We start from the raw sequence: 26,667 nt of genomic DNA, 5'->3' as shown, positions 1-26,667 counted from the left end.
GTCCCTTCCATGGGTGGGGGGAAGTGCGGGGGGATCACCGCGCTCTCACGGTGAGGACGCGGTCTTCTCCGGCGACCAGGTCGAGGGGCTCGGCGCCGGAGGAAGTCCTCAGTTCGACACGGGCGTCGCGGTCCGGCCGGAGCACGGCGGTGGCGGCGCCGTCCCGGCTCCAGGTGAGGTCGAGTGCGGCGCCGAAGCGGGTGCGCACGCCGCGCAGCGCGCCGCCGGGGAGGTCCGCCGGGAGCGCGGGCAGCAGCACCAGCCGGTCGGGCGTGGACTGCACCAGCATCTCGATCAGCACGGCGGGCAGGGTGTGCGCGGCGTCGGCGTTGTAGACGTCGCGCCGGGGGTAGTGGGCGCTCATCAGGGAGACGTGGAAGAAGTCGCCGTCCAGGACCCGGCCGAGGGCGTGGGCGACGCGGTCGCCGTCGCGGAGCCGGGCCGCGACGAGCGCGTGGTGCAGATGACCGTGCGCGGAGTCGTTCTCGGAGCCCCGCAGTTCCAGGGCGCGGTGGGCGGCGGCGGCCAGTCCGGGGGTGTCGTAGGGGGTGATCTCGTCGAGCGGCCAGACGCCGTAGAGGTGGCTGAGGTGGCGGTGGTCGTAGGAGTCCTCCAGGCCCGGCCAGGCCCATTCGGCCAGGGCTCCGTCGGCGTTGACGCGGTGCGGCGGGAGCCGGTCGGCGAGGGCGTTCCAGCGCTCGGCGTCCGGAGTGTCCGGGTGGTAGGCGGCGGCCGTGCGCAGGGCGTGGCGGGCCGCCGACAGGTCCATGGCGGCGTTGACCGTGCCCCAGCTCGCGTTGGCCGGGCGGTTCTCGGGTGAGTAGGAGGGGACGACGACGAGGTGGCCGTCGGCGTCGGTGCGGGTGAGGAAGTCCTCGTAGAAGAGGGCGACTTCGGCGAGGGCGGCGGCGGTGCGCGGGTCGCGGGCGCCGCGGGTGTCGTCGTGGTCGACGAGCGGCTTGAGCAGCCAGTCGGCACCGGCGGTCCACAGGTGCAGCGGGTACTCGCGGTCGAAGTGGTGGGAGTGGCCCGACTCGCCGTCGGAGTGGGCGGGGGCGACGACGCCCCGGGTGCCGAAGACGGCGCGGGCGTTGTCGCGCCAGTCGGGCAACTGGCGCCGGATCAGGTGCGCGTGGGCCTCGGTGACCTCGGGGAGGGCGGCGGCCGCGGCCGAGGCGGTCTGGAGGTTGAGGTTGGCGTCCTGGGTGAAGGCGCCCGACCAGGCGGTGTTCCAGTCGCCGGTCCACAGCCCGGTCAGACGGGGCGGGAAGAGGCCGCTCGCGCTCAGCAGGTGGTAGCGGCCGGCGGCGAAGAGGCGCTCCAGCAGGGCGGGGCTGTCCGGCCGCCGGAGCAGCTCGGAGCCCGGCAGGGCGCGTTCGGCCGGGTCGGCGCCGAGGTCGAGGATGACGCGCTCGTAGGCGGTGCGGTGCAGGGCGGCATGACGGTCGAGGAGGGCGTCGTGGTCGGTGCCCAGGTCGCGCAGGGCACGGCCCTCGGCGACCACGTCGAGTTCGCCGGTGTGCCGGAACACCCGGGTGAGGAGCAGGACGGACCGGGCGCCCTGGACGCGCACGCCCGGCGGGACGAGGGCCGTGGTGCCGCCGGTGACGGTGACGCGGGTGACGCCGGTGCAGGCCAGGTCGCTGTCCGGGTAGCGGGCGCGCAGGCTGAGCAGGGCGCCCTCGGGGGTGAGGACGGCTCCGTGGCCGACGCCCAGTCCGGCGGGGGCGCCGGGGAGCCGGTGGTCCAGGTCGATGTCGAGGGTCAGGGCGCGGCCCGTGACGTACTGGACGATCACGTCGTCGGCGCGGGAGACGAAGACCCGCCCGGTCCAGCCGTCGCAGGTCGCGCTCACCACGCCGGTGGTGAAGTCGACCTCCCGGCGGTAGCCGGGGCGGTCGCCGGGTGGCCGGTTGACGCGGACCTGGAAGGCGGGGTGGAAGGGCTGCACCCATTCCAGCGGGCGGCCGTCCGTGAAGCTCTCGGCGGCGCTCGTGTCACCCGCCAGGAGGCGGTCCTGCACGGCGGCGAGGCCCGCTGCGAGCTGCGGGGGCCGGTCGTCCCGGCCGTTGGGCCGCACCAGCGTGTGATGGGTGACGACGACCCGTTCGGCGTTCGGGTCACCGAACACAAGGGCGCCGTGGTGGCCGTTGCCGCTGAGGAACGCGTCCTCCCAGCGGCCGGCCGGGCGCGGCTCCCAGGTGCCGTGCACGGGGGCGGAGTCGGTCATGGCCGGAGCACCGCCGCCCCGTAGCGGCCGAGCGTGATCCGGCCGGTGACTTCGGTCCCGGTCAGCAGGTCGCGATGGGTGCCGGGCACCTCTACGGTGACCGGCTCACGGTCGTGGTTGAGCACGAACAGCACCTCTCCTCGGCGTACGGCCTCCACCTGTCCGGGCAGTCCGTCGAGCACCGGCCGGACGCCCGCGCCCGCGGCGATCCGGGCCAGCAGGTCGCGCAGCGCCCCGGGCTCGGGGAGGGTGGACACGTACCAGGCCCGGCCCTTGCGGAGCACGGCGGGCAGTCCGTCGAGCTCACCGCCCTCGTAGGGCAGGGTCTCGTCGGCGGTGCCGTCGCCCTCCAGTTCCTCGGACCACAGTGTGCCGTGGAAGCCCTCGCAGGCGGCGGTCTCCCCCTCCTCCAGCGGCCACCACTCGTGCAGCGTGCGGATGCCGAACAGCTCCCGCAGCCGGGCGTCCATGCCGCCGGGGCGGATCCGGTCGTCCTCGTCGGCGACACCGGTCTGGAAGCCGCAGACGAGGGTGCCGCCCTGCCGTACGTAGGCGAGGAGGTGGTCGACGGCCGCGTCCGTGAGCGCGTAGAGCTGCGGCACGACGACCATCGCGTACGGCGTCAGATCGTGCAGCGGATGGGCGAAGTCGGTGACCAGGTGCGCCTGCCACAGGGCCCGGTGCCAGGCGCGCAGGACGTCGGGGTACTCCATCCGGCTGGACGGGCGGCCGTCCTGGGCGCCGGCCCACCAGGCGTCCCAGTCGTGCAGGACGGCGATGCGGGCGGTGACGTTCCGGCCGGAGACCTCGGGGGCGATCCGCGCCAGGTCGGCGCCGAGCCGCTTGATCTCCTGGTGGGTCCTTCCCTCCTCCCCGGCGTGCCCGACCATGCCGGAGTGGAACTTCTCGGCGCCCTGCCGGGACTGCCGCCACTGGAAGTAGCAGACGGCGTCGGCGCCCCGGGCCACCGCCTGCAGCGACCACAGCCGGTTCAGGCCCCGGGGCTTGGGGTGGTTCACGCCCCGCCAGTTGACCGGCCCGGCCGCCTGTTCCATCAGCATCCAGGGCCCGCGCGCCTGGGAGCGGGTCATGTCCTGCACGAGGGCGCCGCTCTGGGCGCCGAGCGGGTCGCGCGGGTCGGGGTAGAGGTCGACGGAGACGACGTCCTCCTCCCCGGCCCAGCGCCAGGCGTCCTGCCCGGACCACAGCGGCATGAAGTTGCTGGTCACCGGGGTGTGCGGGGAGTGGCGGCGGACGATGTCCCGCTCGGCGGTGAAGCACTCCAGGAGCATGTCCGAGGTGAAGCGCCGGAAGTCCAGGACCTGGCCGGGGTTGCGCAGGTAGTGCGGCAGGCGGGGCGGCAGGATGCCGTCCCAGGTGTCGTAGCCCTGGCTCCAGAAGGCGGTGCCCCAGGCCTCGTTGAGGGCGTCGAGCGTGCGGTACTTCGCGCGCAGCCAGCGCCGGAAGGCGGCCGCGGCCTGGTCGCCGTAGTCGTAGGTGCAGTACTCGTTGTTGATGTGCCACATGGTCAGCGCCGGGTGGCCGCCGTAGCGGGCGGCCAGGTCCTCGGTGATGGCGGCGGCGTAGCGCCGGTAGGTGGCGCTGGAGTGCGAGAAGTGCTGCCGGCCGCCCCACCACTCGGTGCGGCCGTCCTCGGTGACGGGCAGGGTGTCGGGGTGCAGCCGGCCCATCCAGGGCGGGGGCGAGGCCGTCGGGGTGGCGAGGACGACGCCGATGCCGTGCTCGTGCATCAGGTCCATGAGCGTGTCCATCAGGCCGAACTCCCGGGCACCCGGCTCCGGTTCGAGCGTCGACCAGGAGAACACCCCGAGGGTGACGGAGTTGACCCCGGCGGCCTTCATCAGCCGGACGTCCTCGTGCCGGGTCTCCTCCGGCCACTGCTCGGGGTTGTAGTCGCCGCCGAACAGCAGCCGGCCCCTGGTCGCGTCGCTCAGGCCGGGCATCAGGCGGGCTCCCCGTACTGGATGCCGCGCCCGTTGGTGGCGACGTAGACCCGGCCGTACACGCGCGGGTCGCCGGTGATGGCGGCGCCGGTCCAGCCCCACTGGTGCCGGTCGTCGTTGACGCGCACCCAGGTCCTCGCCTCGTCGTCCGAGCGGTGGACGGCCGTGCCGCTCCCGGTGGCGCCGACCATGTAGAGCGCCGGGTAGGAGGCGCCCTCGGCCGCCTTGCCGAAACCGAGGGTGTACGACGCCCGGCAGCTGTCCACCTTGCGGAAGCTCTCGCCCCCGTCGGTGGAGCGGTACAGCCCGTTCCCCTTCAGGCTGAGCCACAGGTCGCCGGAGCGCCCCGGGGCGGCGACGAGCTGGAACTCGCGGTCGCCCGAGGGCAGACCGCCGGCCCGCGCGGTGAAGGTGCGGCCGCCGTCCGTGCCGGCGAACAGGGTGCCGGTGGTGGTGTCGAAGGCGAACCAGCGCCGCGGGTCGGCGGGGTCGGCGACCGGGGCGGCGCCCCGCGGGAAGGTGGCGACCTCGGACCAGGTGGCGCCGTTGTCGGCCGAGCGGAAGCCCGGGTCGCCCGGGCCGAAGGACCACAGCAGGACGCTGCCGTCGGCGTTGGCGGCGATCGGCCCGGGCGCGGTCCTGGCCATGTCCGGCTGCGCGGCGAACGGGGCCCAGGTCCGGCCTCCGTCGCCGGACCAGGCCCCGTTGCCGTGGTCGCCCCAGCCCGCCCGGACCACGTACGACGGCCTGGCCGGGGCCAGTGACAGACCGGTCGACGTGCCGAAGACCGGGTTCGACGCCATGCCGCGGGAGGGCGAGGCGGTGAGCCGCTCGTGGTACATCACCCCGATGTCCCCGCAGCCGCTGAGCAGATGCGCCTCGCCGGCCGGGGGCGAGACCAGCTGGCGGACGGACGCCTCCTCCAGACCGCGGATCTGCGGGGCCCAGTGGGTGAGGTCACGGGTGCCGTAGAGGGTGGCGCCTGTGCCGTAGACGACGTGCCGCGAGTCGTACGGGTCGAGGGCGAGGGCCTGGATCCACCAGCCGAACTTGGGCCGGTCACCGCCCCACATGAGGAACGGCGTCTCGGAGACGTCGAAGACGGCCGTGTCCTTCAGTGAGGTCCAGCTCCGGCCGCCGTCGGTGGAGCGGAACACGGTGTCGATCTCCGCCCAGCGGTTGTTGGTGGAGACGACGACCGTGCCGGGGCGGCGGGCGTCGACGGCGACACCGCCGTAGCCGAAGGAGTCCCTCCCGCCGTCGCCCGTCGTGCCGCCGGGCCGCACCGGTGTGACCTCCGTCCACCTCCCGTCCGTGGTGCGCAGCTTGTGCACGCCGCCGTCGGACTGGCCGTTCGGGCCGGGGGCGTCGGCGTAGGTGACGTACAGCTCGCGCGTGTGCCGGTCGTAGGCGGCGCGGACCGGCACCTTCGCGGCGGTGCCCGTCGGCTGTCCCGGGACGGCCTCCCAGGTGGTGCCGTCGGCCGTGCGGTAGAGGTTCGGGGCGGTGCCGTTCGCGTCGCCCCAGCCGGCGTAGACGGTACGGCCCGCCGCCACCAGGAGCGTGACGCCCTGCCCGGTGGCGCTCGGTGCGGCCGGGAAGGGCACCGCCTGCCAGGTGGCGCCCCGGTCGGCCGACCTGAGCAGCCCGTCGTGCCGGGTGCCGAGCCACAGGGTGTCGCTGTCGCGTGGGTCGACGAGCAGCCGCTCACCGCAGCCGCGCCCGTCCTCGTTGGCCCCGAGCTGCACCGTGAGGTCGGTGCGCCGCCAGGTCGCTCCCCGGTCCTCGGAGCGCAGCACGGCCCCGTTGCCGGCCCACGGCTGGGCGTAGGTGCCGAGGGCGAGGTACAGCCGGTCCGGGTGGGCCGGGTCGACGGCCATGGCCTCCACGCCCAGCAGGTTCCAGTCGTCCCAGCCGATGTGGTCGACGAGCGGCACCCACCGCCCGGTGCGGTCCTCCCAGCGGTAGGCGCCGCCGATGTCGGTACGGGCGTAGGCCAGGCCGCGGACGGCCGGGTGGAACAGCACGCCGGTCACGAATCCGGTGCCGCCCTGGACGACATTGCGCCAGCGGTACGCCCCGCCCGCGGAGCCGGCCGCCCCGGCGGCCTGTGCGCGCCCGGGCAGGACGGGAGCACCGCTGAGCGCGGCGGCGGCCGCTGCTCCGGCCAGGACGGTTCTTCTGCTCGGGCTGGACGCATGCATGACACACACCTCGGCGTCTGAGGAGGGAGGGGGAAGCGCCCCGGAAGGGGCGCGGGGAACTGCGCGATCAGCCACGGCGAAGGATGCACACGGAAGGCGGCGGACGGCCCGCCGGCGCGGTCCGTCAGCCCTTCACCGCGCCCGTCAGCATCCCCTTCTTGAAGTGCCTCTGGACGAACGGCGACAGCACGGCGACCGGCAGCAGGGCCATCACCATGACCGCCATCTGCACGGCCAGCCCCGACAACTGCCCTGTCTTGATGGCCTGTCCGAGACCGACCGGTGCTTCCTGCTTCTGCACGAGCTGGATCATCACGTTCTGCAACGGCATCATGTCCTGGTCGTTCAGGTAGAGCGACGCGTTGAACCAGGCACTCCAGTAGCCCACGGCGTAGAACAGCGTGATCACCGCGAGGACGGCCCGGGACAGCGGCATGACGATCTGCCAGAGGATGCGGAAGTCCCCGGCACCGTCGATGCGCGCGCTGTCGACGAGTTCCTGCGAGATCCCCATGAAGAAGCCGCGCAGCACCAGGATGTTGAAGACGCTCACCGCGCTCGGCAGGATCAGCGCGAGATAGCTGTCCGTCAGGCCGAGGGACTGCACGAGCAGATACGTGGGGATGAGGCCGGCGCTGAAGAACATGGTGGCCAGCAGCGTCATCAGGATCCAGCGGTGGCCGAGGGACCCGCTGCGGGACAGGCCGTAGGCGCACAGCACGGACACCGCCATCGAGAACAGCGTGCCGGTCAGGGTGACGAGGATGCTGACGAGCGCGGCCCGGGTGACCTGGCCGCCGCTGAGCAGTTCCCGGTACGCGATGAAGGTGATGCCCTCGGGCACCAGCACCAGGCCGCCCGCCTCGTCGATGGTCTTCCGCGAGGAGAGGCTGGTGACGACGACGATCCACAGCGGGAAGAGGATCGCCAGGCAGGCGAACGACAGGGCGATGCCCTTGCCCGCGAGGCCGGCCCTGGAGGGCTCCTCCTCCCAGGCCGGGCGCGGCGGGGCGGCCCACGGGCGCGGCCTGTTCGCCGGCTTCTCGACGACTGCGGTCACTTCTTGTACACCCCCTGCTCGCCCATGAGATGGGCCACCTTGTTCGCGGCGAGGACCAGGCCGATGCTGACCACGCCCTTGATCAGACCCGCGGCGGCCGCGTAGCCGAAGTCCTGGTTGCGCACGCCGTTCCACCACACGAAGGTGTCGAGGACCTCCCCCGCTCCCGGACCGACGGCGTCGCGTTGCAGCAGGATCTGCTCGAACCCGACGGTCAGGGCGTCGCCGACACGCAGCACCAGCAGGAGCGCGATCACCGGGCGCAGGGCGGGCAGGGTGACGTGCCACATGCGGCGCCAGCGTCCGGCGCCGTCCATCGCGGCCGCCTCGTAGTGGTCCTGGGACACCGAGGCCAGGGCCGCGAGGAAGACGATGATCCCCCACCCGGCGTCCTTCCACACGCTCTGCGCGGTGAGCAGGAAGGCGAAGGTGTCCGGGTTGGTCATGATGTCGATGCCGTCGTAGCCGTTTCGCCGCAGCAGCTGGGAGAGCATGCCCGCGCCGCCGAACATCTGCTGGAAGACGGCGATGACCAACACCCACGAGAAGAAGTGCGGCAGGTAGAGCACCGCCTGCGCGACGGCCCGCACGCGGGGCCGGACCACGCTGTTGATGAGCAGCGCGAGCAGGATCGGGATCGGGAAGAACAGCACGAGCTGGACGAAGAACAGCACCAGCGTGTTCTCGACGGCGTTCCAGAAGGCCGGGTCCTCGACGATCCGCCGGAAGTTCTCCAGGCCCACGAAGGGGCTGTTCAGGATGGAGACGACGCCGTTGTCGCTGAGGTAGGGGTCGTATTCCTGGAAGGCGACGACGTTGCCGAGGATGGGCAGGTAGTTGAAGACCAGCACCAGCAGGAGGGCCGGCAGGGTCATGAGGACCAGGACGCGATCGCGCCGGAACCTGTGCCGGAGGCTGAGCCTGCCCCCGGGTGGCTTCTCCCGGGAACCGGCGACGTCACCGGAGGCCACCGGGGTCCTCCCGGGCGTTGCGGCCTCGGTACCGCTCCGGGGCACCGTGCTGTGCGACACAGCTGTTCTCCTTGCCTCAGGGCCGGGTCAGCTCGCCGCCGAACCGTTCTCGTCGAGGAGCTTGCGGTACCAGTCGCGCAGCTTGTCGCCGCCCCTGCTCTTCCAGTCGGAGACGAACTGCTGCATGTCGCCGATCTTCTTCCGGCCGCGGACGATGTCGTCCTCCAGCTGCTCGACGTCGTTGGTGAGGTTGGTGTACCGGGCGGGCTCGGTGATCTGCAGGCCCCAGAAGGCGGACTTCCTGGCGAACGCGCCCATCCGCTGCTGCCACTCGACCTGGCCCTTGGCGACCTCGGGGAAGTCGGGGTGCGCGAGGGTCGCGGCGGGAGAGGCGACCATGACGTAGGCGTTCATCACCTCGATGTTGCCCTTGTCGGTCTTGACGGGGACGCCGTCCTCGACGGTGTAGTGGGTGCCCTCGACGCCGTAGTTGGTCATCATGTACTCCTTGGTGCCGTACGGCGCCGCGGTGACGTTGGCGACGGCCAGCACGTCGCGGACGACCGACTCGGAGGCCTTCTTGTTGACGAAGGCGAAGATGCCGGCGGGCTGATCGGCCCACAGGGTGGGGTCGCCACCGTCGTGGCCCCAGAGGTCCATGCCCCAGATCTTGAACTCCGGGTTCTGCGCGGCCTGTTCTGCGGTGCGGCCCCACCACTGGGAGATGTTGTTGGGGTAGATCAGGAACTCGCCCGCCGCGAACTTGGGCCCCGGGTCCGGGGCGTTCTTGCCCATCTTGGAGTCGGGGTGGACGACCCCGGCGGCGAAGAGCTTGCGGGACCACTCCAGCGCTTCGAGGAACTCCTCGGTCTCGATGCGGTTGACGAGCTTGCCGTCCACGAGGTTCCAGCCGAGCGGCTTCTCGCTGCCGGAGAGCACACCGAAGGCCTGGAAGGCGGTCCACTTCATGTCCAGGCAGGCCCACCGCCTGGCCCGGGCGTTGGTGATCTCCTTGGCCAGCGACATGAACTCGTCGCAGGAGCGCGGGACTTCGTACCCCTCCTTCTCGAAGACGTCCTGCCGGTACAGGGGCACCATGGAGGGGGCGGACGGCGCCGGCATGGGCAGGCCGCGCAGCTTGCCGCCGAAGAGGGAACGCCGCCAGGCGTCGGTCGGGATCGCGGCGAGGTTCGGGTACTGCTTGACCTCGTCCCCGGACAGGTACGGGCCGAGGTCGGCGAACTTGCCGATGATGGCGCTGGGTATCTTGCCGCCCATGTTCCACCCGGGGACGACCACCACGTCCGGGACGTCGCTGGAGGCGAGGACCGCGCCGAGCTTCTGGTCGTAGGTGTTGCCGTCCTGGTTCTGCCAGACGACGTCGACGCCGATCAGGTCGTTCATCGCCGTGTAGTAGGCGTTGTCCTGCTTCGGCGGCGACCCCCAGAACGGCGCCATGACGGTGACCCTGCCGCCCTTGCCGAGCTTCTTCGCGACCGAGGTCTTGAGGGTGGCGAGGTCCAGCTTGCCGGTGAAGCCGATGGCCGAGCCGTTCCTCGACGGGATGTCCGGCTTCACGACGTTGCTCGCCACGTAGGCGGGCAGGATCTTCTCGGCGTCCTTGGCCGAGGTGGTGCCGTCGCGCGTTCCGCTGTCCGACCCGCCGCACGCGGTGAGCAGCGGCACCCCGCCCGCGACCGCCGCGGTGGCGACCGCCGTGGAGGCGAGGAAGGTTCTCCGGCTCGGTCCCGAGGAGGCGGAGGCGGCGTTCGGCGTCATTGCGTCAACCCTTCGTGGCACACCAGGACACCCGGCGGAGGCCGTCGGCTGCGGTGTCTCGAGTGGAACTGGCTGAGCTGAAGCGGACCTTCGACGCATGCGTCGGGATTTCGGCGGCCGAGGCAGTCGAAGCGCTTCGATGTTGCTGCGAGGTTAAGTGAACGCCCCACGGTGCACAAGGGTCGCTTCCAAACTTCCTCCCGGCCTCGCAAGGGACCTTTCCTCGTGCACCACTTGAAGTGAGGCGCCGATGTCTTGACACCCGACCCGTCGTCGAATCAGCATCGAAGCGCTTCGAAAGCACCTCGCCGATTCAGCGCAAGGGATCCCCACGTGACCGCACACACGCCACCCACCGCACCCTTCCGCGATCCGCGGCTGCCCTTCGCGGAACGCGTCGACGACCTGCTGGGGCGGCTCACCCTCGACGAGAAGATCGCCTTCCTGCACCAGTACGCGCCCGCCGTCGAACGGCTCGGGATCGCCGCGTTCCGCACCGGCCAGGAGGCCCTGCACGGCGTCGCCTGGATGGGCCCGGCGACGGTGTTCCCGCAGGCCGTCGGGCTCGGCGCGACCTGGAACCCCGACCTCGTACGGCGGGTCGGCGACGCCGTGTCGAGGGAGGCCCGCGCGATGCGCGCCAAGGACGACCGGGTCGGCCTCAACGTGTGGGCCCCGACGGTCAACCTGCTGCGCCACCCCCTGTGGGGCCGCAACGAGGAGGGCTACTCGGAGGACCCGAAGCTGACCTCGGCGATCGCCACCGCCTACACGCACGGCCTGCGCGGCGACCACCCGGTGTACTGGCGCACGGCGCCCGTGCTGAAGCACTGGCTCGCCCACAACAACGAGACGGACCGCTCCACCACGTCGAGTTCGGTGCGCCCGCGCGTGCTGCACGAGTACGACCTGCGGGCCTTCCGCGACACCGTGGAGGCGGGCGCGGTGGCCGGGGTGATGCCGGCCTACAACCTGGTCAACGGCCGCCCCAACCACGTCTCCCCGTACTTGCGACAGCACCTGCGCACCTGGACCGGCCAGGAGCTGCTGGTCTGCTCGGACGCGGGGGCGCCGAGCAACCTGGTCGACTCCGAGCACTACTTCGACACGCACGAGGAGGCGACCGCCGCCTCGCTCGTGGCGGGCGTCGACAGCTTCACCGACCACGGCACGGACTCCTCGCGCATCACCGCGCGGCTGCGCGGCGCCCTGGAGCGCGGCCTGCTGACGGAGGCGGACCTCGACACGGCCGTCCGCCGCCAGCTCTCGGTCCGCTTCCGGCTCGGCGAGTTCGACCCGCAGGACGACCCGCACGGGGCGACGGCCGCGTTCGACACCCCGGAGCACCGCGCCCTCGCGCAGGAGGCCGCCGAGCAGGCGATCGTGCTGCTGAAGAACGACGGGCTGCTGCCGCTGGCCGCCGGGGCCCGCGTCGCGGTGGTGGGGCTGCTGGCCGACGAGTGCAAGCTCGACTGGTACAGCGGCACCCTGCTGCACCGCTCGACCCCGCTGGAGGGCCTGTACGAGCGGTTCGGGGCGGAGCGGGTGGAGTTCGCCGAGGGTGTGGACCGGGTCCGGCTGCGGACCGCGTCGGGCGCCTTCCTGCGCGTGCCGCCGGCCGGGGACGCCGCCGACGAGGTGCGCGGCGCCGAGGGCGCGCTCGACCCGGCGCTGCTCGCGGGCCGCACCGACCTGCCCCCGCTGACCACCGACGCGTCCGGCACCGAACTGGCGCTGGTCGACTGGGGCGAGGGCGTGCTGACCCTGCGGGCGCCCGACGGCCGCTACCTCTCGGTCGCCGATGACGGGTACGTCCGCGCCGCCGCCGACCAGCCGGGCGGCTGGGTCGTGCAGGAGACGTTCAGGCTGGAACCGCACGGGGACGGGCACCTCCTCAGGCACCTGGGAACGGGTCGCCACGTCTGTGTCTCCGCCGACGGCGTGAAGGTTGCCGACGAGGACCCCGAGGTCTTCGGCCTGGTCGTCGCCGAGCGCGGCGAGGAGGCGGTGGCCCGGGCCGCCGCGGCGGCCGACGTGGTGGTGGTCGTGGCGGGCAACGACCCGCACCTCAACGGCCGCGAGACCGAGGACCGTACGACACTGCGGCTGCCCGGCCACCAGGAGCGGCTGCTGCGGGCGGCCCGCGCGGCGAACCCGGCGACCGTGCTCGCCCTGGTTAGCGCCTACCCCTACGCCGTCGACCCGGCGGACCTGCCGGCCGTGCTGTGGACCGCGCACGGCGGGCAGGCGGCCGGCACCGCCCTGGCCCGGGTCCTGGCCGGTGACGTCTCCCCCGCCGGCCGGCTCCCGCAGACCTGGTACGCCTCGGACGCCGACCTGCCGGACCTGCTCGACTACGACGTGATCGGCAGCCGCCAGACGTACCTCTACTTCGAGGGCACTCCCCTGTTCCCCTTCGGGCACGGACTGTCCTACGCCGCGTTCGCCTACGACGGCCTGACGGCCCGGGCCGGGGACGGGTCGGTGCGTGTCTCCTTCTCCGTCACCAACACCGGCGAGGTCACCGCCGACGAGGTCGCCCAGGTCTACGCCCGGGCGCCCGGCTCCACCGTCCCCCGCCCGCGCCGTGAGCTGCTCGGCCACCGCCGGGTCACGCTCGCCCCGGGCGCGACGGCCGCGCTGGACTTCGACGTCCCGCTGTCCGCCTTCGCCTTCTGGGACGTGGCCCGGGGACGGTGGCGGGTGGAGCCGGGCCCGCACGAGCTTCTGGTGGGGGCGTCCAGCGAGGACGTCCGGCTGCGGACGACGGTCACGTTGACCGGCGAGCCCGCCCTGCCCCGCGCGGTCGTCACGGACGGCCTGGCCGCGGCCGACTTCGACGAGCAGCACGGCATCGAGATCGTCGACCGGACGAAGGTGTCGGGCGACGCGGTGACACCGGCCGACGCGGACGGCGCCGAACTGCTCTACCGCGCCTGCGACTTCGGGCGCGGCGTCTCCGGGGTGACGATGGAGGTGGCCGGGGCGGGCACGGCCGAACTGTCCCTGGACGGCGGTCCGGTGCTCGCGGTGCTGTCGACCGCGGCGCCCACGGCGGGCCCGTACGACTACGTCCCGCTCGTCGCCGCCGTCGCCGCCGCCGGTGTCCACGACGTGCGCCTGAGGCTGCGCGGCCCGCTGCGGCTCGCGCACGTCGGCTTCTCCGGTTGAGGGTCCGGAGCAGGCCGGCACGAACAGAAGAGGCCCGGCACCGGAAGGCATCGGTGCCGGGCCTCTTCAGGACCCTATATGAAAATGGTTCCCATCGGCCAGAGGGGCCGGAGGAGGGTCAGAGGGTGATGCCGGTGAGGACCATCACGCGCTCGTAGGTGTAGTCCTCCATGGCGAACCGCACGCCCTCGCGGCCCACGCCGGACTGCTTGACGCCGCCGTACGGCATCTGGTCGGCGCGGTAGGACGGGACGTCGCCGACGACCACGCCGCCCACCTCAAGGGCCCGGTGGGCGCGGAAGGCGGTCTGCAGGTCGTGCGTGAACACGCCCGCCTGCAGGCCGTACTTGGAGTCGTTGACGGCGGCGAAGGCCTCGGCCTCGCCGTCCACCTTCTGCACGGTGAGGACCGGCCCGAAGACCTCCTCGCAGGAGATCGTCACGTCGGCCGGGACCTCGGCCAGGACGGTCGGCGCGTAGGAGGCGCCGTCGCGCTTGCCGCCGGTGAGCAGCCGGGCACCGGCGTCCACGGCCTCCTGCACCCACTTCTCGACGCGCTGGGCGGCGTCCTCGCTGACCAGCGGGCCGACGTCGGTGGCGTCGTCGCTCGGGTCACCGGTGACCTGGGCCTCGACGGCGGCGACGATGCGCGGCAGCAGCCGGTCGTACACCGAGGCGTCGGCGATGACCCGCTGGACGGAGATGCAGGACTGGCCGCCCTGGTAGTTGGAGAAGGTGGCGATGCGGTTCGCCGCCCAGTCCAGGTCCTCCTCGCTCGCCCAGTCGGCGAGGACGACGGCCGCGCCGTTGCCGCCCAGCTCCAGGGTGCAGTGCTTGCGCGGCACCGAGTCCATGATCGCGTAGCCGACCTTCTCGGAGCCGGTGAAGGAGATCACGGGCAGGCGCTCGTCCTGCACCAGCGCGGGCATCTTGTCGTTGGCGACCGGCAGGATGCTCCAGGAACCGGCGGGCAGCTCGGTCTCGGCGAGCAGGTCACCGATGATCAGGCCGGACAGCGGGGTGGCCGGGGCCGGCTTGAGGATGATCGGGGCGCCGGCGGCGATGGCCGGGGCGACCTTGTGGGCGCACAGGTTCAGCGGGAAGTTGAAGGGCGCGATGCCCAGCACGACGCCCTTGGGGAAGCGGCGCGTGAGGGCGAGGCGGCCCTGGCCGCCGAGGTCGGTGTCGAGGCGCTGGGCCTCGCCGCCGTTGAACCGCCGGGCCTCCTCGGCCGCGAAGCGGAACACCGACACGGCACGGCCGACCTCGCCGCGCGCCCACTTCATGGGCTTGCCGTTCTCGGCGGAGATCAGCCGCGCGATCTCCTCGGTGCGCTCGGCGAGGCGCTTGCTGACGTGGTCGAGGGCGGCGGCGCGCACATGGGCCGGGGTGGCGGCGAGCTCGTCGCGCACGGCGTACGCGGCGGCGACGGCCTCCTCTACCTGCGCGTCCGTCGGCACGCTCACCTTGCCGACGAGCCGTCCGTCCCAGGGGGAGGTGACGTCGAAGGTGTCCTCGCCGGTGGCCTGGCGGCCGGCGAGCCAGAAGGCGTGGGTGGAGGTCATGTTCGTTCCGGCCCTTCGGCGTTGGGGGTGATCCAGTCGTACGGACCCACCGTAGGGGCGGAGTGGCCGAGGGGCGCTTGTCCGGGGCGTAGCAGTGGCGCCCCGGGACACTACGGTTTGGCTAGTCCGTGCTGGTCGCCTTCAGGGCCAGCCAGAGCTCCATCCGCACGTCCGGGTCGTCCAGGGAGCGGCCGAGGATCTCCTCGACGCGGCGCATGCGGTAGCGCAGGGTGTGGCGGTGGACGCCGAGGTCGGCCGCGGCCGCGTCCCACTGGCCGTGCCGGGACAGCCAGGCGCGCAGGGAGGCGACCAGGTCGCCGCGGCCCGTGGCGTCGTGCTCGTACAGCGGGCGCAGCATGCCGTCGGCGAACGCCCGTACGGCGTCGTCCGCGAGCAGCGGCAGTACGGATCCGGCCGCCATCTGCTCGTGCTCCACCAGGACGCGTCCACGCCGCCTGGCCACCGACAGGGCCTGCTCGGCCTGCTTGTACGCGGCCGACGCGGCGATGGGCCCGGCCGGTGCGGACAGGCCCACGACCAGCTCGTCCTCCTCGCCGCCCGGCACCTTCTCGCGCACGCCGGTCCGGGCCGTCTCCAGGGCGGCCGCGTACTGCGCGCAGGCCGCCGCCGCGGCACCGCCGTCCGCGGCCAGCACCACCAGCCGCTCCCCCTCCGGCACGACCAGCACGGCCTCCCCGGCCCGGGCCGCCGCGGACTCCACCACGTCGGCGAGCGCCGCCAGGGGGTCGCCGGCGGTGTCGGCCGCGGCGAGCGCGGCGGCGGAGGGCCGGTCGAGGGCCGGGGCGCCCGCCCGCGCCTCGGCACGGGCCAGCGCCGCCGAGGCCGACACCGGCACCCGCTCGGCGACCATCATCCGGAACGGGGCGTCCAGCAGCCCGCCGTACAGGTCCCCGGCGACCGCCCGCGCGTGGTCCGGCTCCCCGGCCAGCAGCATCCGCAGCACCGCGGCGCCGATCCGCTGCTCGGCCGCCTGGAGGGACCGGGAGCGTTCCGTGGTCAGGGTCAGCAGGGCGATGGCCGAGTGGACGGCGTACCGCTCGGCGGTGCCCAGGGTGGCGGCCGTGCCCACGGCGAGCGCCGCGCGGGGCCGCCGGCCGGTGCCGACCGTGTGCAGCTCGACCCGGTCCTCGTTCTCCGGCCCGCCGACCACCGACGAGGCCGGCGCGGGCCGGTCCCGCAGCCGCTGCACGTCGCCGGTGAGCCGTGCGGCACGCCGCCCGGCCCACTCGGGGGCCGCGGCGACGACGGCGCCCGACGCGTCGTACAGCGCCGCCCAGCCGTCGACCTGCGCGGCCAGCGCGGCCAGCAGCCCCTCCGGCCCGCCGGTCTGCGCCTGCCGGGTCAGCTCGCGCTGGGCGGCGAACCCGGCCGTGACGGCCTTGTACTGGTCGGCGGCGATCGCGGCGGAGACGGCCTTGCTGATGGCGAGGAACGGGGTCCGGCGCGGCACCTCCAGCAGCGGCAGGCCCTCCTCCTCGGCCGCGTCGACGAGCGCCTTGGGGATCTCCTCGTAGTTGACGCCGACGGCGAAGCCGAGCCCGACCACGCCGGCGCCGGCCAGCCGCCGCACGTAGCGCCGCATGGCCTCCGGGTCCTCGGCGTCCAGCTTGAGCGCCGTGATCAGCAGCAGCTCCCCGCCCTCCATGTAGGGCACGGGGTCGGCGAGCTCGCTGACGTGCGCCCAGCGGACCGGCACGTCGAGGCGGTCTTCGCCCGCCCGCACGGTCAGCTTCAGCGCGGAGTGGTGGACGAGCGAGGCGAGCGTCGGGGGCATGAGGCCTTCAGGTCTGCGTCAGGGCTGTGTGGGCGGTGTGGGCGGCGTGGTCTTTTGGCCGCGGCGTATGAACGACCTGTGACGATTCTGCCTCACCGTACGGTCCCGGCGTACCGCGTCGGCCCACGGACCGTGGGATCTCAGCCCCGCAGGTTCACCAGCAGGGGCGGTGCGTGCTCGCCCTGCACGGTGGTCAGCGACAGCACCGCGTGCCCGGCCGGCACCCCGTGGGCCAGCTCGGAGGCGGACCAGCGCTCGCGCTCGACCTGCCGGACGGTCACCGCCCGGGCGGTCGGCGCCTTGCCGGTGATCACCCGCCGGACCGCGTGCAGCGCCTTGCCGGCCGGAGTCTCGGCGATGATCTGCCGGTCGGTGACGTCACGGGCCTCGGTCCACTCCTTGCCCCACACCTCGGCGAAGTCCTGCCCGTCCCAGGGCGTGAGCCCGGCCAGCGCCATCCGGCACCCGGTGGCGCCGAGCAGCGGTCCGCGCAGGGGCCGGGCCACGTCGTCCAGCGTCCGCAGGGTCAGCACGACACCGGCGTTGCCGGACCGCAGCCGCTGGATGCCGCGCACGGCCTCGGGCGTGACCACGCCGGTCGCGTCGTCGAGCACCAGGCAGGCGAACAGCGACCGGTCCTCGCGTACGGCGACACTCGCCGTGAACTGGGCGAGCACCAGCCGCGCGAGCATCCGGGAGGCGTCGGCGTGCCCGCGCTCGGGCAGGTCGATGCGCACCCGCACGGGGTGGTCGAGGGCCTTGAGGGTGAAGGGCCGGGACTGGCCGGAGGTGTCGAAGAACCCGGCGAAGGCGGGCCGGTCGAGCAGCGCGACGCGGTCGCCGAGCACCCCGCCGACGTCCCCCGGCTGCCCCATCTGCCGCTCCCGGGCGTCCAGCTCCCGCAGCAGCGACTCCTGCCCGGACTCCTGCAGTCCCTGCCGCAGGGCGGCGAACGGCCCCGGTGCCCCGTCCAGCAGCTGCCGCAGCTCCGGCACGGAGGGGAATCGCCCGTGCACGGCGCGGAACGGCCCGAGCAGCTGGGCGAGCACGGTGGTGGCGCGCCGGCTGTCACTGCCGGGGTGCGGATCGGCGAGGTCCCCGACCAGCCCCTCGGCGAGCACGGCCGCGGCCTCGTCCGGGTCGGCGGTGCCGCCGTACAGGTCGAGGTCGTACTCGGAGTCCTGATTGCCGATCCGGACGACGACGTCGTACGCGTCGGCGGGCCCGAGACCCGCCCCGGCCGCCCCGACCACCACGACGGCGGCCCGCCCGGCCAGCGCCTGCAGACACAACGCCTCGGCCAAGGGCCGCACCACGGCCCCGGTCTTCCCGGAACCGGCGGGGCCGACGGCGACGAGCGAGGTGCCGAGCAGGTCGGGCCCCAGGGCGAGCCCGGCGCCGCGGTAGGTGTACGGGTTGCGGGCGTCGTCCACCGTGGTGCCGAGCCGTACCTGTCCGGTGAGCAGGTCGTGCCGGGCGAGCCGGGCGGGCAGGTCGCGCTCTCCGGAGGGGTGCAGACAGGCGGCGGCGCCGTCCTTCAGCACCGCGCCGCTGAAGGTGGCGAGGCTGTGCCGTCCGGTGCGCACGCCCTGCCAGGCCCGTTGGATCCGGGCGTGGTCGACGTCCCGCATGAGCCCGGAGCGGGCGTCGGCGGCGAGCCGCTCGGCCGCGTCGACGGCGCCGGCGGCGCGCAGTTCGTTCCACTGGGCGGGGTCGTCCTCGGGTGAGGCGGCGGTCGCCTGGGCCTCGGGCCGGCGGAAGCGCGCGGCGACGAAGCGGCGCCAGACCTCGCCCCAGCGGCCGAGCCGGGCCACCCCGACCATGATCGCCAGGGCGACGAGGAGCTCGTACCCCCGGTACACCAGGAACGTGCCGGTCTCGCCGAGATCGCTGTCGGCGCCGCGCCAGGCGTCGGGGACGATCAGGTCGAAGGGCACCCACCACCAGTTGCCGAGGTACCCGTTCTGCAGCAGGGACCAGATCAGCCACCCCACGAGGAACGCGATCACCGCCCCGCTCAGCAGCTGCCGGGTGGGCGTGACGTCGAGTTCCTCAGCGGGCCGCGGCCGGTACCCGAACCGCCACACCCCCGGCGCGGCCTCGGGCCGGGGCGCGCGCAGCCAGGCGAGGAAGGCCGAGCCGTCCGGCAGCGGCGGGGCCGCCGGTGCCCGGGGTGGCCGGGGAGGCATCGAGGGCACCTCCGGTGGTCCCGCCGGACGCGGTACCGGGTTCGCATGCGTGCCCCGGGCCTCCTGCGTCCCGTCGCTGTCCATCGCCCTTGCCCCCTGACCAGCCGCTCCGTCCACCATCAGCGAGCCAATCTAACGCCCTCCCCTGGGGAGTTCACCGCATACGCGGCCGCGCCGTGGGCACGGGTGGCCGAGACCGCCATGTCCACCCCGGACAAGCCACCGCGCCGACAACGCCCACATGGAGCATGCCCACCCCCCTCCCCCCGCCCTAGCCTGCGGGAAAAGAAGTCACAGTGTCTGTACAGGTCCGTCCGCACCACCCCCAGGAGCCCCGCATGAGCGCACTGCCGCAGGAGCGTCGTGTCGTCACCGCCATCCCCGGCCCGAAGTCGCAGGAGCTGCAGGCCCGCCGCACCGCCGCGGTCGCGCAGGGCGTGGGCTCCGTGCTGCCCGTGTTCACCGCGCGCGCGGGCGGCGGGATCATCGAGGACGTCGACGGCAACCGCCTGATCGACTTCGGCTCGGGCATCGCCGTGACGTCCGTCGGCGCCTCCGCCGAGGCCGTCGTACGCCGGGCGTCGGCGCAGCTCGCTGACTTCACCCACACCTGTTTCATGGTCACGCCGTACGAGGGCTACGTCGAGGTCGCCGAGGCCCTCGCCGAGCTCACCCCGGGTGACCACGCCAAGAAGAGCGCCCTGTTCAACAGCGGTGCCGAGGCCGTCGAGAACGCCGTCAAGATCGCGCGTGCCTACACCAAGCGGCAGGCCGTCGTCGTGTTCGACCACGGGTACCACGGGCGCACCAACCTGACGATGGCGCTCACCGCGAAGAACATGCCGTACAAGCACGGCTTCGGGCCGTTCGCGCCCGAGGTGTACCGCGTGCCCGTCGCCTACGGCTACCGCTGGCCGACCGGTCCCGAGAACGCCGGCCCCGAGGCCGCCGCCCAGGCCATCGACCAGATCAGCAAGCAGGTCGGCGCCGAGAACGTCGCCGCGGTCATCATCGAGCCGGTGCTCGGCGAGGGCGGCTTCATCGAGCCGGCCAAGGGCTTCCTGCCGGCCATCCGGAAGTTCGCCTCCGACCACGGCATCGTCTTCGTCGCCGACGAGATCCAGTCCGGCTTCTGCCGCACCGGCCAGTGGTTCGCGTGCGAGGACGAGGGCATCGTGCCGGACCTGATCACGACCGCCAAGGGCATCGCCGGCGGTCTGCCGCTCGCGGCCGTGACCGGGCGTGCCGAGATCATGGACGCCGCGCACGCGGGCGGCCTGGGCGGCACGTACGGCGGCAACCCCGTCGCCTGCGCGGGTGCGCTGGGCGCGATCGAGACCATGCGCGAGCTCGACCTCAACGCCAAGGCCAAGAACATCGAGGCCCTGATGAAGGCGCGCCTTTCGGCCATGCAGGAGAAGTTCGACATCATCGGCGACGTGCGCGGCCGCGGCGCGATGATCGCCATCGAGCTGGTCAAGGACCGCGCCACCAAGGAGCCGAACCCGGAGGCGACCGCCGCTCTGGCCAAGGCCTGCCACCAGGAGGGCCTGCTGGTCCTGACCTGTGGCACCTACGGCAACGTCCTCCGCTTCCTGCCCCCGCTGGTGATCGGCGAGGACCTGCTGAACGAGGGCCTCGACATCATCGAGCAGGGCTTCGCCCGCATCTGACCCGCCGCGACGCGCATCTGAGCCCCCGTCGGGGCAGGTGAGCCGCCCCGGTTCCGCTACCGGGGCGGCGAGCGGCAGAGCGTGTGAAGAAGGTGTGCGAGGTGGATGACATGGCGCCCTACGGCCTGTCCTGAGCCCTGCCCCTGTCGTAGGTTCTACCCAGATGAGAGATACACCCCGCCCACAGGGGACTGTGGGCGACATCAGGCCGGGGCCTCCCCAGCTTCGACCTGGTCGTGCCCTCGCGCACACAACCGGAGCCTGAGGCTCTGGATCTCCTCACCGATCGGACGGTCGCCCGCCCCAAACCCCCCGGGGCGCGCGACGTTCCGGTCCGGACGGCCGCCTCGGAACCACCCCCCCCTGTTCCGGGGCGGCCGACCTCCCTCTTCCTCTTTCTCCGGCGCTTTTCCCCGCCGTTCGAGACCTCCCTGCCTCGGCTCAGCCGTCCGAGGCCTCCCGCGCGGCCCGCTCCAGCCGGGCCCGGTGCCTCTCCCACCACGCCCGGTCGCCTTCCGGCATGCTGTCCGCGGCCGGCGTCAGACCGGTGCTCCCGTCGATGAGCTCGCGCACGATGTCCGCGTGGCCGGCGTGCCGCTGCGTGTCGGCGATCACCCGGACCAGGACGTGGTGCAGCGTCACCTCCCGCCGCTCCTCGGGCCACCACGGCACCTGCCCGGTCGCCTCCAGCTCCAGGGCCTCGACCGTCCGGCCGGAGTGCCGCCAGGCCTGCCGGTAGAGCCCGGTGATCCGCTCGCGTGACTCCTCCGGTGTGGCCCACATGTCCGCGTTGGGCTCGGCGTCCCGCGTGTACCACCAGGGCGGCGGCGGTTCCGTCGCGAAGTACGGCCGCCCGAACGTGTCGCCGAGGTACCCGAGCTCCACCCCGGCGGCATGCTTGACCAGCCCGAGCAGGTTGGTCCCGGTCGGGGTGAGCGGGCGGCGGACGTCGTACTCGGAGAGTCCGTCGAGCTTCCAGAGCAGCGCGTCGCGGGCGTCCTGCAGATAACGGAGCAGGTCCGCCTTCGCGTGGGGTGCGGTCATGCCGGGCAGTGTCGCACCGGGCACTGACACCGGCCCGGACAGCGACCGTTCGGGCGACGGGCGGACGTCCGCGCTCGTGCCAAGCTGTCCCCATGCCGATCGCCGCGCACGCGCACCAGGAACGCACCCCCTCCCGCGAGCACCCCGGCACCCTGGTCGCACTGCTCGGCCTGCCCGCCCTGCTCTTCGCACTGATCACCTGGCAGGTCGTCGCGGACGGCCCGCTGCTGCGGCTCGACGAGCGGCTCAGCCGGGTGCTGCTCAACCCCGACCGCTTCTCCGAGCTGCTGTCGGACCTGGGCAACGTCGGGGTGGCGGTCCCGGTCCTCGCCGTCGCGCTCGGGTACGCCGCCGTGCGCGGCCGCCGCGACGGCACCGGCCGCTGGTGGCCGCCGGTGGCCGCCGCCGCCCTGCTCATGGTGCTGGTCCCGGCCCTGGTCGTCCCGCTGAAGGAACTCACCGACCGCCCGGGCCCGCCGGTCGTCCCCTCGGGCACCGGCTACTACCCCTCCGGCCACACCGCCACGGCCGCCGTCGCCTACGGCGGCGCGACGCTGCTGCTGCTCCCGTGGCTGCGCACCGCCCCGGCCCGCCGCGCCCTGATCACCGTCTGCGCCGCCCTCGTGCTGGGCGTGAGCTACGGCCTGGTCCGCCGCGGCTACCACTGGCCCCTGGACGTGGTGGGCAGTTGGTGTCTGTGCGCGGTGCTGCTGACGTCGCTGTGGCTGTTCCTGCGGCGGACGGCGCGAGGCGGGCCGCCCCGGTAGGGCCTAGTCACCGCTCGGGCTGGCCAGGCCCGCCGCCGCCTCGTGCATGGCCAGTTCCAGCAGGGCCGGATCCGTCAGCAGGCCCGAGCCGTCCGGCGGGACCAGCCAGCGCACGCCGCCGGGTGAGGAACGGCCCGGGTACGGCACGACGATCCAGGTGCCGGCGCCCGCCGTGCGGATGCCGGTGCCGAGCCAGCGGGCCGCGGTGCCGGGCGGTACGAAGAACCCCATGCGTTCGTCGCCGAAGTCGACGAGCACGGGGCCCGGCTGGTCGAGGACGCGGCTGAGCACGTCGAGCGTGGCGTAGCCGAGTTCCCCGGGCAGGATGAGCACGTCCCAGGCACTGCCGGCCGGCAGCAGCGCGACCCCGAGCGGGTTGCGCTCCCACTCCCAGCGGCAGGCCTCGGGATCGGGTGCGACGGATGCGAGCCACTCGACCGCCGTCTTGGCCCCTGTCATGAGGAAGACCCCCTTCTCTCTCGTGAAGCTCGTGGATCCCGCGGGCGCGCGCTGCGCCCACGGGGGCACCACGAGGGAGAAGGGGGTCTCCCCGGGGTCATTACGCGGGTTCCACCACCTCATCGGAGTGAACCGGCTCACACCCGCCGCGCCGGGCCGGTCCACGCGCTCAGCTGCCGGAGCCCAGCCCGCCGGCTGCCTTGACGCGCAGGGTGAGTTCGGTCATCTGGTTGTAGATGGAGCGCCGCTCGGCCACCAGGTTGCGGATCTTCCGGTCCGCGTGCTCGACGGTCTCCCGTTCCCGGCCGCCGAAGACCGCGGCGATCCTCGGCGTCGACAGATCGGTGAGCTCCCGGCAGAGGTACATGGCGATCTGCCGCGCCGTCACGATCGCGCGGCCGCGTTCCTTGCCGCACACGTCGTCGGAGGTGACGCCGAAGTACTCGGCGGTCTCCGCGATGATCAGCCGGGCCACGTCCTCCTGCCGGGTCGGCACCCGGTCCGGCACCAGATCCTTCAGGACGGTCTCGGCCAGCTCCACGTCCGCCTGCTGCCGGTTCAGGGACGCGAAGGCGGTCACGCGGATCAGCGCCCCCTCCAGCTCCCTCACGTTCCGCTGCACCTGGGAGGCGATGTACTCCAGGACCTCCGGCGACGCGGTCAGCCGGTCCCGTTCCACCTGGCGTCGCAGGAGGGCGACGCGGGCGGGCCGGTCGGGCGGCTGGACGTGCGTGATCAGTCCGGACTCCAGCCGGTTGCGCAGCCTGTCCCCGAGGTGGGTCAGCTGCTTGGGCGGGCGGTCCGAGGACAGCACGATCTGCTTCTGCGCGCCGTGCAGGGCGTCGAAGGTGTGGAGGAACTCCTCGCGTAACCGCTCATGGTCGGCGAGGAACTGGATGTCGTCGATCAGCAGGACGTCCACGTCCCGGTAGCGCCGGCGGAACCGGTCCAGGCCGCGTTCGCCGCCCGCCCGTGCGAACTCGTTGCCGAAGTCCTCGGCGCCGACGTACCGCACGCGCTTGTCGGGGTGCAGGGCGCGGGTGCGCTGCCCGATCGCGTGCAGCAGGTGTGTCTTGCCGATGGCGGACGTGCCGTAGACGAAGAGCGGGTTGTACAGCCTGGCGGGGGCCTCGGCGACGGCGACGGCGGCCGAGAGGGCGAAGCGGTTGGCCTCGCCCGCCTCGAAGGTGTCGAGGGCGTACCTGGGGTCCGGCCCGCCTCCGGTGCGGACGTCGTCGCTCCCCGAGGGGCCGGCCCCGCGCGCGGAGAGGCCGGGCGCCCCGGCTTCCCCGTTTGCGTGGTCCGCGTCCCGCTCGCCCGGGCCGCTCTCCTCCGCCCACAGCTCCTCGGCCACGACCAGCTGCCGCTCCAGTTCCTCGCAGCGGCGTTCCGCCTGCGCCCGCCGGTTGTGGGCGTCGAGCAACTGCTCGCCGAGTGCCTCGACCTCCCGGAGCAGAGACTGCCGCTCTCTGAGCAGCGCGGTCACCTGATCCTCGTACAGCCGAAGGGCCTTGTCCTTCTCGGCGATCCTGCCCTGCTGCCTGCCGTGCAGCTGCCGGATCTGCAACTCCAGGTCGGCGGCGCGGTGTTGCGCGTCCGCCAACGCCCGTTCCAGAGCGCGGACCACGGCCGTGGACTCCACGGACCGCCGGTCGGCGTCGGCGAGCTGGTTCTCCAGCAGCTGGACCCGGCTGAACGCCGAGCCGCTCTCCGCGAGAGCCGCGCGGTACAGGCGCCGCAGCAGGTCCATGGCCTCCTGGGTGGGAGGCTGGCCGTGCTGTTCCGTGACATCGCTGATCAGGTCGTTGACGAACTCCCAGGGCGGTACGCGTGTGCCGTTGAGGAACCGGGACACGGAGCCGGGGTCCCGGTGCCGCCGGGTGGCGTAGCGGCGGACGCTGAGCCCCAGTCCGTCGAAGAGGCCGCGCAGCGCCTCCGCGAGCGCCCGCGACTCGACCGGCAGATCGCCGCCCAGCGGCACGAGACTGCCCATGCCATCCCCCTGACCCTCCTCGCGCCGGGCGTTGCGGAACGTGGCAACTGTGCCGTGTGGCGCAACACTTCGTCTCCGGCGCAGCCTGATGCCCGCTCCCGAGGGAGCAGCTTCGCACGAGATCGGATCAGAAGGGGCAGCAATGCGCAGCGCACGACGACGAACCGACCTGGTCGTCTTCCTGGCGGTTCTGGTGACCGGAGTGGTCCTCGTCCTGTCCGGGATCCAGCCGGAGGCGGTGTCCACCGTGGCGATCGGCCTCTCCACGCTGTACGCCGCCTGGCAGCGCCAGGAAGGACCGCCGCGCCGGGAGGAGGCCCGGCCGCCGGCGCCGCCCGCTCCGGCGGAGGGCGGCTCCGCGCCGGGCCGGGCCTCCGAGTGATCAGCTGTCGAAGCCCAGGCCCAGTCGGTCCATCGTGCGCAGCCACAGGTTGCGGCGGCCGCCCTGGGCGTCCGCGCGGGCCAGTGACCACTTGGTGAGGGCGATGCCCGTCCAGGCGAACGGCTCGGGCGGGAACGGCAGCGGCTTCCTGCGGACCATCTGCAGCTCGGTCCGCTCGGTGCGCTCCCCGGCCAGCAGGTCCAGCATCACCTCGGCGCCGAACCGGGTGGCCCCGACGCCGAGGCCGGTGTACCCGGCCGCGTAGGCGACCTTGCCCTGGTGGGCCGTGCCGAAGAACGCCGAGAAGCGGGAGCAGGTGTCGATGGCGCCGCCCCAGGCGTGGGAGAAGCGCACGCCCTCCAGCTGCGGGAAGCAGGTGAAGAAGTGCCCGGCGAGCTTGGCGTAGGTCTCGGGGCGGTCGTCGTACTCGGCGCGGACGCGGCCGCCGTAGGGGTAGATCGCGTCGTAGCCGCCCCACAGGATCCGGTTGTCGGCGGACAGCCGGAAGTAGTGGAACTGGTTGGCGCTGTCGCCCAGGCCCTGGCGGTTCTTCCAGCCGATGGAGGCGAGCTGGTCGCCGGTGAGCGGCTCGGTCATGAGGGCGTAGTCGTAGACCGGGACGGTGTAGGAGCGCACGCGGCGGACCAGGCTGGGGAAGATGTTGGTGCCCAGGGCGACCCGGCGGGCGCGGATCCTTCCGTAGGGGGTGCGGACGGACATGCCCGCGCCGTAGGGCTTCAGGTCGAGCGCGGGCGTGTGCTCGTGGACGCGGACGCCCAGGGCGAGGCACGCCCGCTTCAGGCCCCAGGCGAGTTTCGCCGGGTTCAGCATCGCGACGCCCCTGCGGTCCCACAGGCCCGCCTGGAAGGTGGGTGAGTTCACCTGTTCCCGTACGGCGTCGGCGTCCAGGTACTCGACGCCCTCGGCCAGGCCCCGGCGGGTCGTCTCCTCGTGCCACTCGCGCAGTTCCCGCGCCTGGTAGGGCTCGGTGGCGACGTCGATCTCGCCGGTGCGCTCGAAGTCGCAGTCGATGGAGTGCCGGGCGACCGCCGCCTCGATCGCGTCGAGGTTGCGGGCGCCCAGCTGCTGGAGCGTGTGGATCTCGTCGGGCCAGCGGGTGAGGCCGTTGGGCAGGCCGTGGGTGAGGGAGGCGGCGCAGAACCCGCCGTTGCGGCCCGAGGCGGCCCAGCCCGCCTCACGGCCCTCCACCAGCACCACGTCCCGCCGCGGGTCGCGCTCCTTGGCGATCAGCGCCGTCCACAGGCCGCTGTAGCCGCCGCCGACGACCAGCAGGTCACAGGTCTCGGAGGTGGTGAGGGCGGGTTCGGGGCGGGGCCGGCCGGGGTCGTCCAGCCAGTACGGGACCGGCTGGGCGTCGGAGAGCGAATGAGTCCACTGATTCATGGCGCCAGGGGCCATGAT

At 73.3% G+C, this 26,667-nt stretch carries 17 protein-coding genes and 1 pseudogene; 5 read left to right on the top strand and 13 right to left on the bottom strand.

The window, feature by feature from the left end; all coding sequences use genetic code 11:
- Window positions 1–34: 34 nt before the first annotated feature.
- The 6 genes from CHR28_RS24430 to CHR28_RS24405 all read right to left on the bottom strand — a co-directional run bounded on the left by CHR28_RS24430 (window position 35) and on the right by CHR28_RS24405 (window position 10,208).
- Window positions 35–2,230 (bottom strand): glycosyl hydrolase family 95 catalytic domain-containing protein, encoded by a 2,196-nt coding sequence (locus tag CHR28_RS24430; RefSeq protein WP_094055825.1) that lies wholly within the window; start codon window positions 2,228–2,230, stop codon window positions 35–37.
- Entirely contained in the window at window positions 2,227–4,194 is a 1,968-nt protein-coding gene (locus tag CHR28_RS24425) for a beta-galactosidase (protein ID WP_094055824.1), read from the bottom strand. Before CHR28_RS24425 ends, CHR28_RS24430 begins: the two co-directional genes overlap by 4 nt.
- Window positions 4,194–6,398, bottom strand: a complete 2,205-nt coding sequence (locus CHR28_RS24420) for a sialidase family protein (protein WP_094055823.1) — start codon at window positions 6,396–6,398, stop codon at window positions 4,194–4,196. The genes CHR28_RS24425 and CHR28_RS24420 overlap by 1 nt, the downstream gene beginning before the upstream one ends.
- A gap of 124 nt (window positions 6,399–6,522) precedes the next feature.
- Window positions 6,523–7,458: a carbohydrate ABC transporter permease gene (locus CHR28_RS24415; protein WP_094055822.1), complete on the bottom strand. Its 936-nt coding sequence runs from the start codon at window positions 7,456–7,458 to the stop codon at window positions 6,523–6,525.
- A complete protein-coding gene (locus CHR28_RS24410; protein ID WP_094055821.1) occupies window positions 7,455–8,489 on the bottom strand; it encodes an ABC transporter permease in 1,035 nt (344 codons plus the stop codon). The genes CHR28_RS24415 and CHR28_RS24410 overlap by 4 nt, the downstream gene beginning before the upstream one ends.
- 27 nt (window positions 8,490–8,516) lie before the next feature.
- The gene (locus CHR28_RS24405; protein ID WP_094055820.1) at window positions 8,517–10,208 is read right to left on the bottom strand and encodes an extracellular solute-binding protein; all 1,692 of its coding nucleotides are present in this window, start codon (window positions 10,206–10,208) and stop codon (window positions 8,517–8,519) included.
- A 333-nt stretch (window positions 10,209–10,541) separates the two neighbouring features.
- Between CHR28_RS24405 and CHR28_RS24395 the strand changes: the two genes are divergently transcribed.
- Window positions 10,542–13,379 carry a glycoside hydrolase family 3 C-terminal domain-containing protein gene (locus tag CHR28_RS24395; protein ID WP_094055819.1) on the top strand — a complete coding sequence of 946 codons (2,838 nt, stop codon included), beginning with the start codon at window positions 10,542–10,544 and terminating at the stop codon, window positions 13,377–13,379.
- A gap of 118 nt (window positions 13,380–13,497) precedes the next feature.
- Here CHR28_RS24395 and CHR28_RS24390 read toward each other — a convergent pair whose 3' ends face one another.
- From CHR28_RS24390 to CHR28_RS24380, 3 genes are all read right to left on the bottom strand, one after another.
- Entirely contained in the window at window positions 13,498–14,943 is a 1,446-nt protein-coding gene (locus tag CHR28_RS24390) for an aldehyde dehydrogenase family protein (RefSeq protein WP_094055818.1), read from the bottom strand.
- 121 nt (window positions 14,944–15,064) lie between these two features.
- Window positions 15,065–16,738, bottom strand: a complete 1,674-nt coding sequence (locus CHR28_RS24385; RefSeq protein ID WP_094055817.1) for a PucR family transcriptional regulator — start codon at window positions 16,736–16,738, stop codon at window positions 15,065–15,067.
- Between the two features lie 140 nt (window positions 16,739–16,878).
- Window positions 16,879–19,011 carry an ATP-binding protein gene (locus tag CHR28_RS24380; protein ID WP_094055816.1) on the bottom strand — a complete coding sequence of 711 codons (2,133 nt, stop codon included), beginning with the start codon at window positions 19,009–19,011 and terminating at the stop codon, window positions 16,879–16,881.
- A 254-nt stretch (window positions 19,012–19,265) separates the two neighbouring features.
- On the opposite strand from CHR28_RS24380, the gene gabT reads away from it, so the two are divergent.
- Together gabT and CHR28_RS38505 are read left to right on the top strand one after the other, a co-directional pair.
- Complete coding sequence (gabT, locus tag CHR28_RS24375) at window positions 19,266–20,600, top strand: 4-aminobutyrate--2-oxoglutarate transaminase (protein ID WP_094055815.1); 1,335 nt, start codon at window positions 19,266–19,268, stop codon at window positions 20,598–20,600.
- A 163-nt stretch (window positions 20,601–20,763) separates the two neighbouring features.
- Window positions 20,764–20,997: pseudogene (locus CHR28_RS38505) on the top strand (phosphatase PAP2 family protein); the annotation flags it as partial.
- A gap of 44 nt (window positions 20,998–21,041) precedes the next feature.
- Here the strand turns inward: CHR28_RS38505 and CHR28_RS24365 are convergent.
- Window positions 21,042–21,644, bottom strand: a complete 603-nt coding sequence (locus tag CHR28_RS24365; RefSeq protein WP_094055814.1) for a DinB family protein — start codon at window positions 21,642–21,644, stop codon at window positions 21,042–21,044.
- 92 nt (window positions 21,645–21,736) lie between these two features.
- Here CHR28_RS24365 and CHR28_RS24360 point away from each other — a divergent pair, with 92 nt between their 5' ends.
- Complete coding sequence (locus CHR28_RS24360; protein ID WP_094055813.1) at window positions 21,737–22,411, top strand: phosphatase PAP2 family protein; 675 nt, start codon at window positions 21,737–21,739, stop codon at window positions 22,409–22,411.
- Between the two features lie 3 nt (window positions 22,412–22,414).
- Here CHR28_RS24360 and CHR28_RS24355 read toward each other — a convergent pair whose 3' ends face one another.
- Window positions 22,415–22,870 (bottom strand): hypothetical protein, encoded by a 456-nt coding sequence (locus tag CHR28_RS24355; RefSeq protein WP_094055812.1) that lies wholly within the window; start codon window positions 22,868–22,870, stop codon window positions 22,415–22,417.
- Between the two features lie 169 nt (window positions 22,871–23,039).
- Entirely contained in the window at window positions 23,040–24,863 is a 1,824-nt protein-coding gene (gene dnaA / locus CHR28_RS24350) for a chromosomal replication initiator protein DnaA (protein WP_179272547.1), read from the bottom strand.
- A 142-nt stretch (window positions 24,864–25,005) separates the two neighbouring features.
- Here dnaA and CHR28_RS24345 point away from each other — a divergent pair, with 142 nt between their 5' ends.
- Entirely contained in the window at window positions 25,006–25,245 is a 240-nt protein-coding gene (locus CHR28_RS24345; RefSeq protein WP_094055811.1) for a hypothetical protein, read from the top strand.
- On the opposite strand, the gene CHR28_RS24340 is transcribed toward CHR28_RS24345, so the two are convergent.
- Complete coding sequence (locus CHR28_RS24340; RefSeq protein ID WP_094055810.1) at window positions 25,246–26,664, bottom strand: NAD(P)/FAD-dependent oxidoreductase; 1,419 nt, start codon at window positions 26,662–26,664, stop codon at window positions 25,246–25,248.
- Window positions 26,665–26,667: the final 3 nt, after the last annotated feature.

Origin of the sequence: Streptomyces sp. XY006, from assembly GCF_002237655.1 — a bacterium.
Classification (GTDB): Bacteria; Actinomycetota; Actinomycetes; order Streptomycetales; family Streptomycetaceae; genus Streptomyces; species Streptomyces levis.
Note: the sequence above shows the minus strand (reverse complement) of the source record. Positions and strands in the feature narration are given on the sequence as shown.

What these genes read in the sequence shown, in the direction of transcription:
- CHR28_RS24420 (WP_094055823.1), bottom strand. Translation starts at nt 6,398, where the DNA reads ATGCATGCGTCCAGCCCGAGCAGAAGAACCGTCCTGGCCGGAGCAGCG.
- CHR28_RS24380 (WP_094055816.1), bottom strand. Translation starts at nt 19,011, where the DNA reads ATGGACAGCGACGGGACGCAGGAGGCCCGGGGCACGCATGCGAACCCG.
- CHR28_RS24345 (WP_094055811.1), top strand. Translation starts at nt 25,006, where the DNA reads ATGCGCAGCGCACGACGACGAACCGACCTGGTCGTCTTCCTGGCGGTT.
- CHR28_RS24405 (WP_094055820.1), bottom strand. Translation starts at nt 10,208, where the DNA reads ATGACGCCGAACGCCGCCTCCGCCTCCTCGGGACCGAGCCGGAGAACC.
- CHR28_RS24425 (WP_094055824.1), bottom strand. Translation starts at nt 4,194, where the DNA reads ATGCCCGGCCTGAGCGACGCGACCAGGGGCCGGCTGCTGTTCGGCGGC.
- CHR28_RS24360 (WP_094055813.1), top strand. Translation starts at nt 21,737, where the DNA reads ATGCCGATCGCCGCGCACGCGCACCAGGAACGCACCCCCTCCCGCGAG.
- CHR28_RS24355 (WP_094055812.1), bottom strand. Translation starts at nt 22,870, where the DNA reads ATGACAGGGGCCAAGACGGCGGTCGAGTGGCTCGCATCCGTCGCACCC.
- CHR28_RS24385 (WP_094055817.1), bottom strand. Translation starts at nt 16,738, where the DNA reads ATGCCCCCGACGCTCGCCTCGCTCGTCCACCACTCCGCGCTGAAGCTG.
- CHR28_RS24430 (WP_094055825.1), bottom strand. Translation starts at nt 2,230, where the DNA reads ATGACCGACTCCGCCCCCGTGCACGGCACCTGGGAGCCGCGCCCGGCC.
- CHR28_RS24340 (WP_094055810.1), bottom strand. Translation starts at nt 26,664, where the DNA reads ATGGCCCCTGGCGCCATGAATCAGTGGACTCATTCGCTCTCCGACGCC.
- CHR28_RS24390 (WP_094055818.1), bottom strand. Translation starts at nt 14,943, where the DNA reads ATGACCTCCACCCACGCCTTCTGGCTCGCCGGCCGCCAGGCCACCGGC.
- gabT (WP_094055815.1), top strand. Translation starts at nt 19,266, where the DNA reads ATGAGCGCACTGCCGCAGGAGCGTCGTGTCGTCACCGCCATCCCCGGC.
- CHR28_RS24365 (WP_094055814.1), bottom strand. Translation starts at nt 21,644, where the DNA reads ATGACCGCACCCCACGCGAAGGCGGACCTGCTCCGTTATCTGCAGGAC.
- dnaA (WP_179272547.1), bottom strand. Translation starts at nt 24,863, where the DNA reads ATGGGCAGTCTCGTGCCGCTGGGCGGCGATCTGCCGGTCGAGTCGCGG.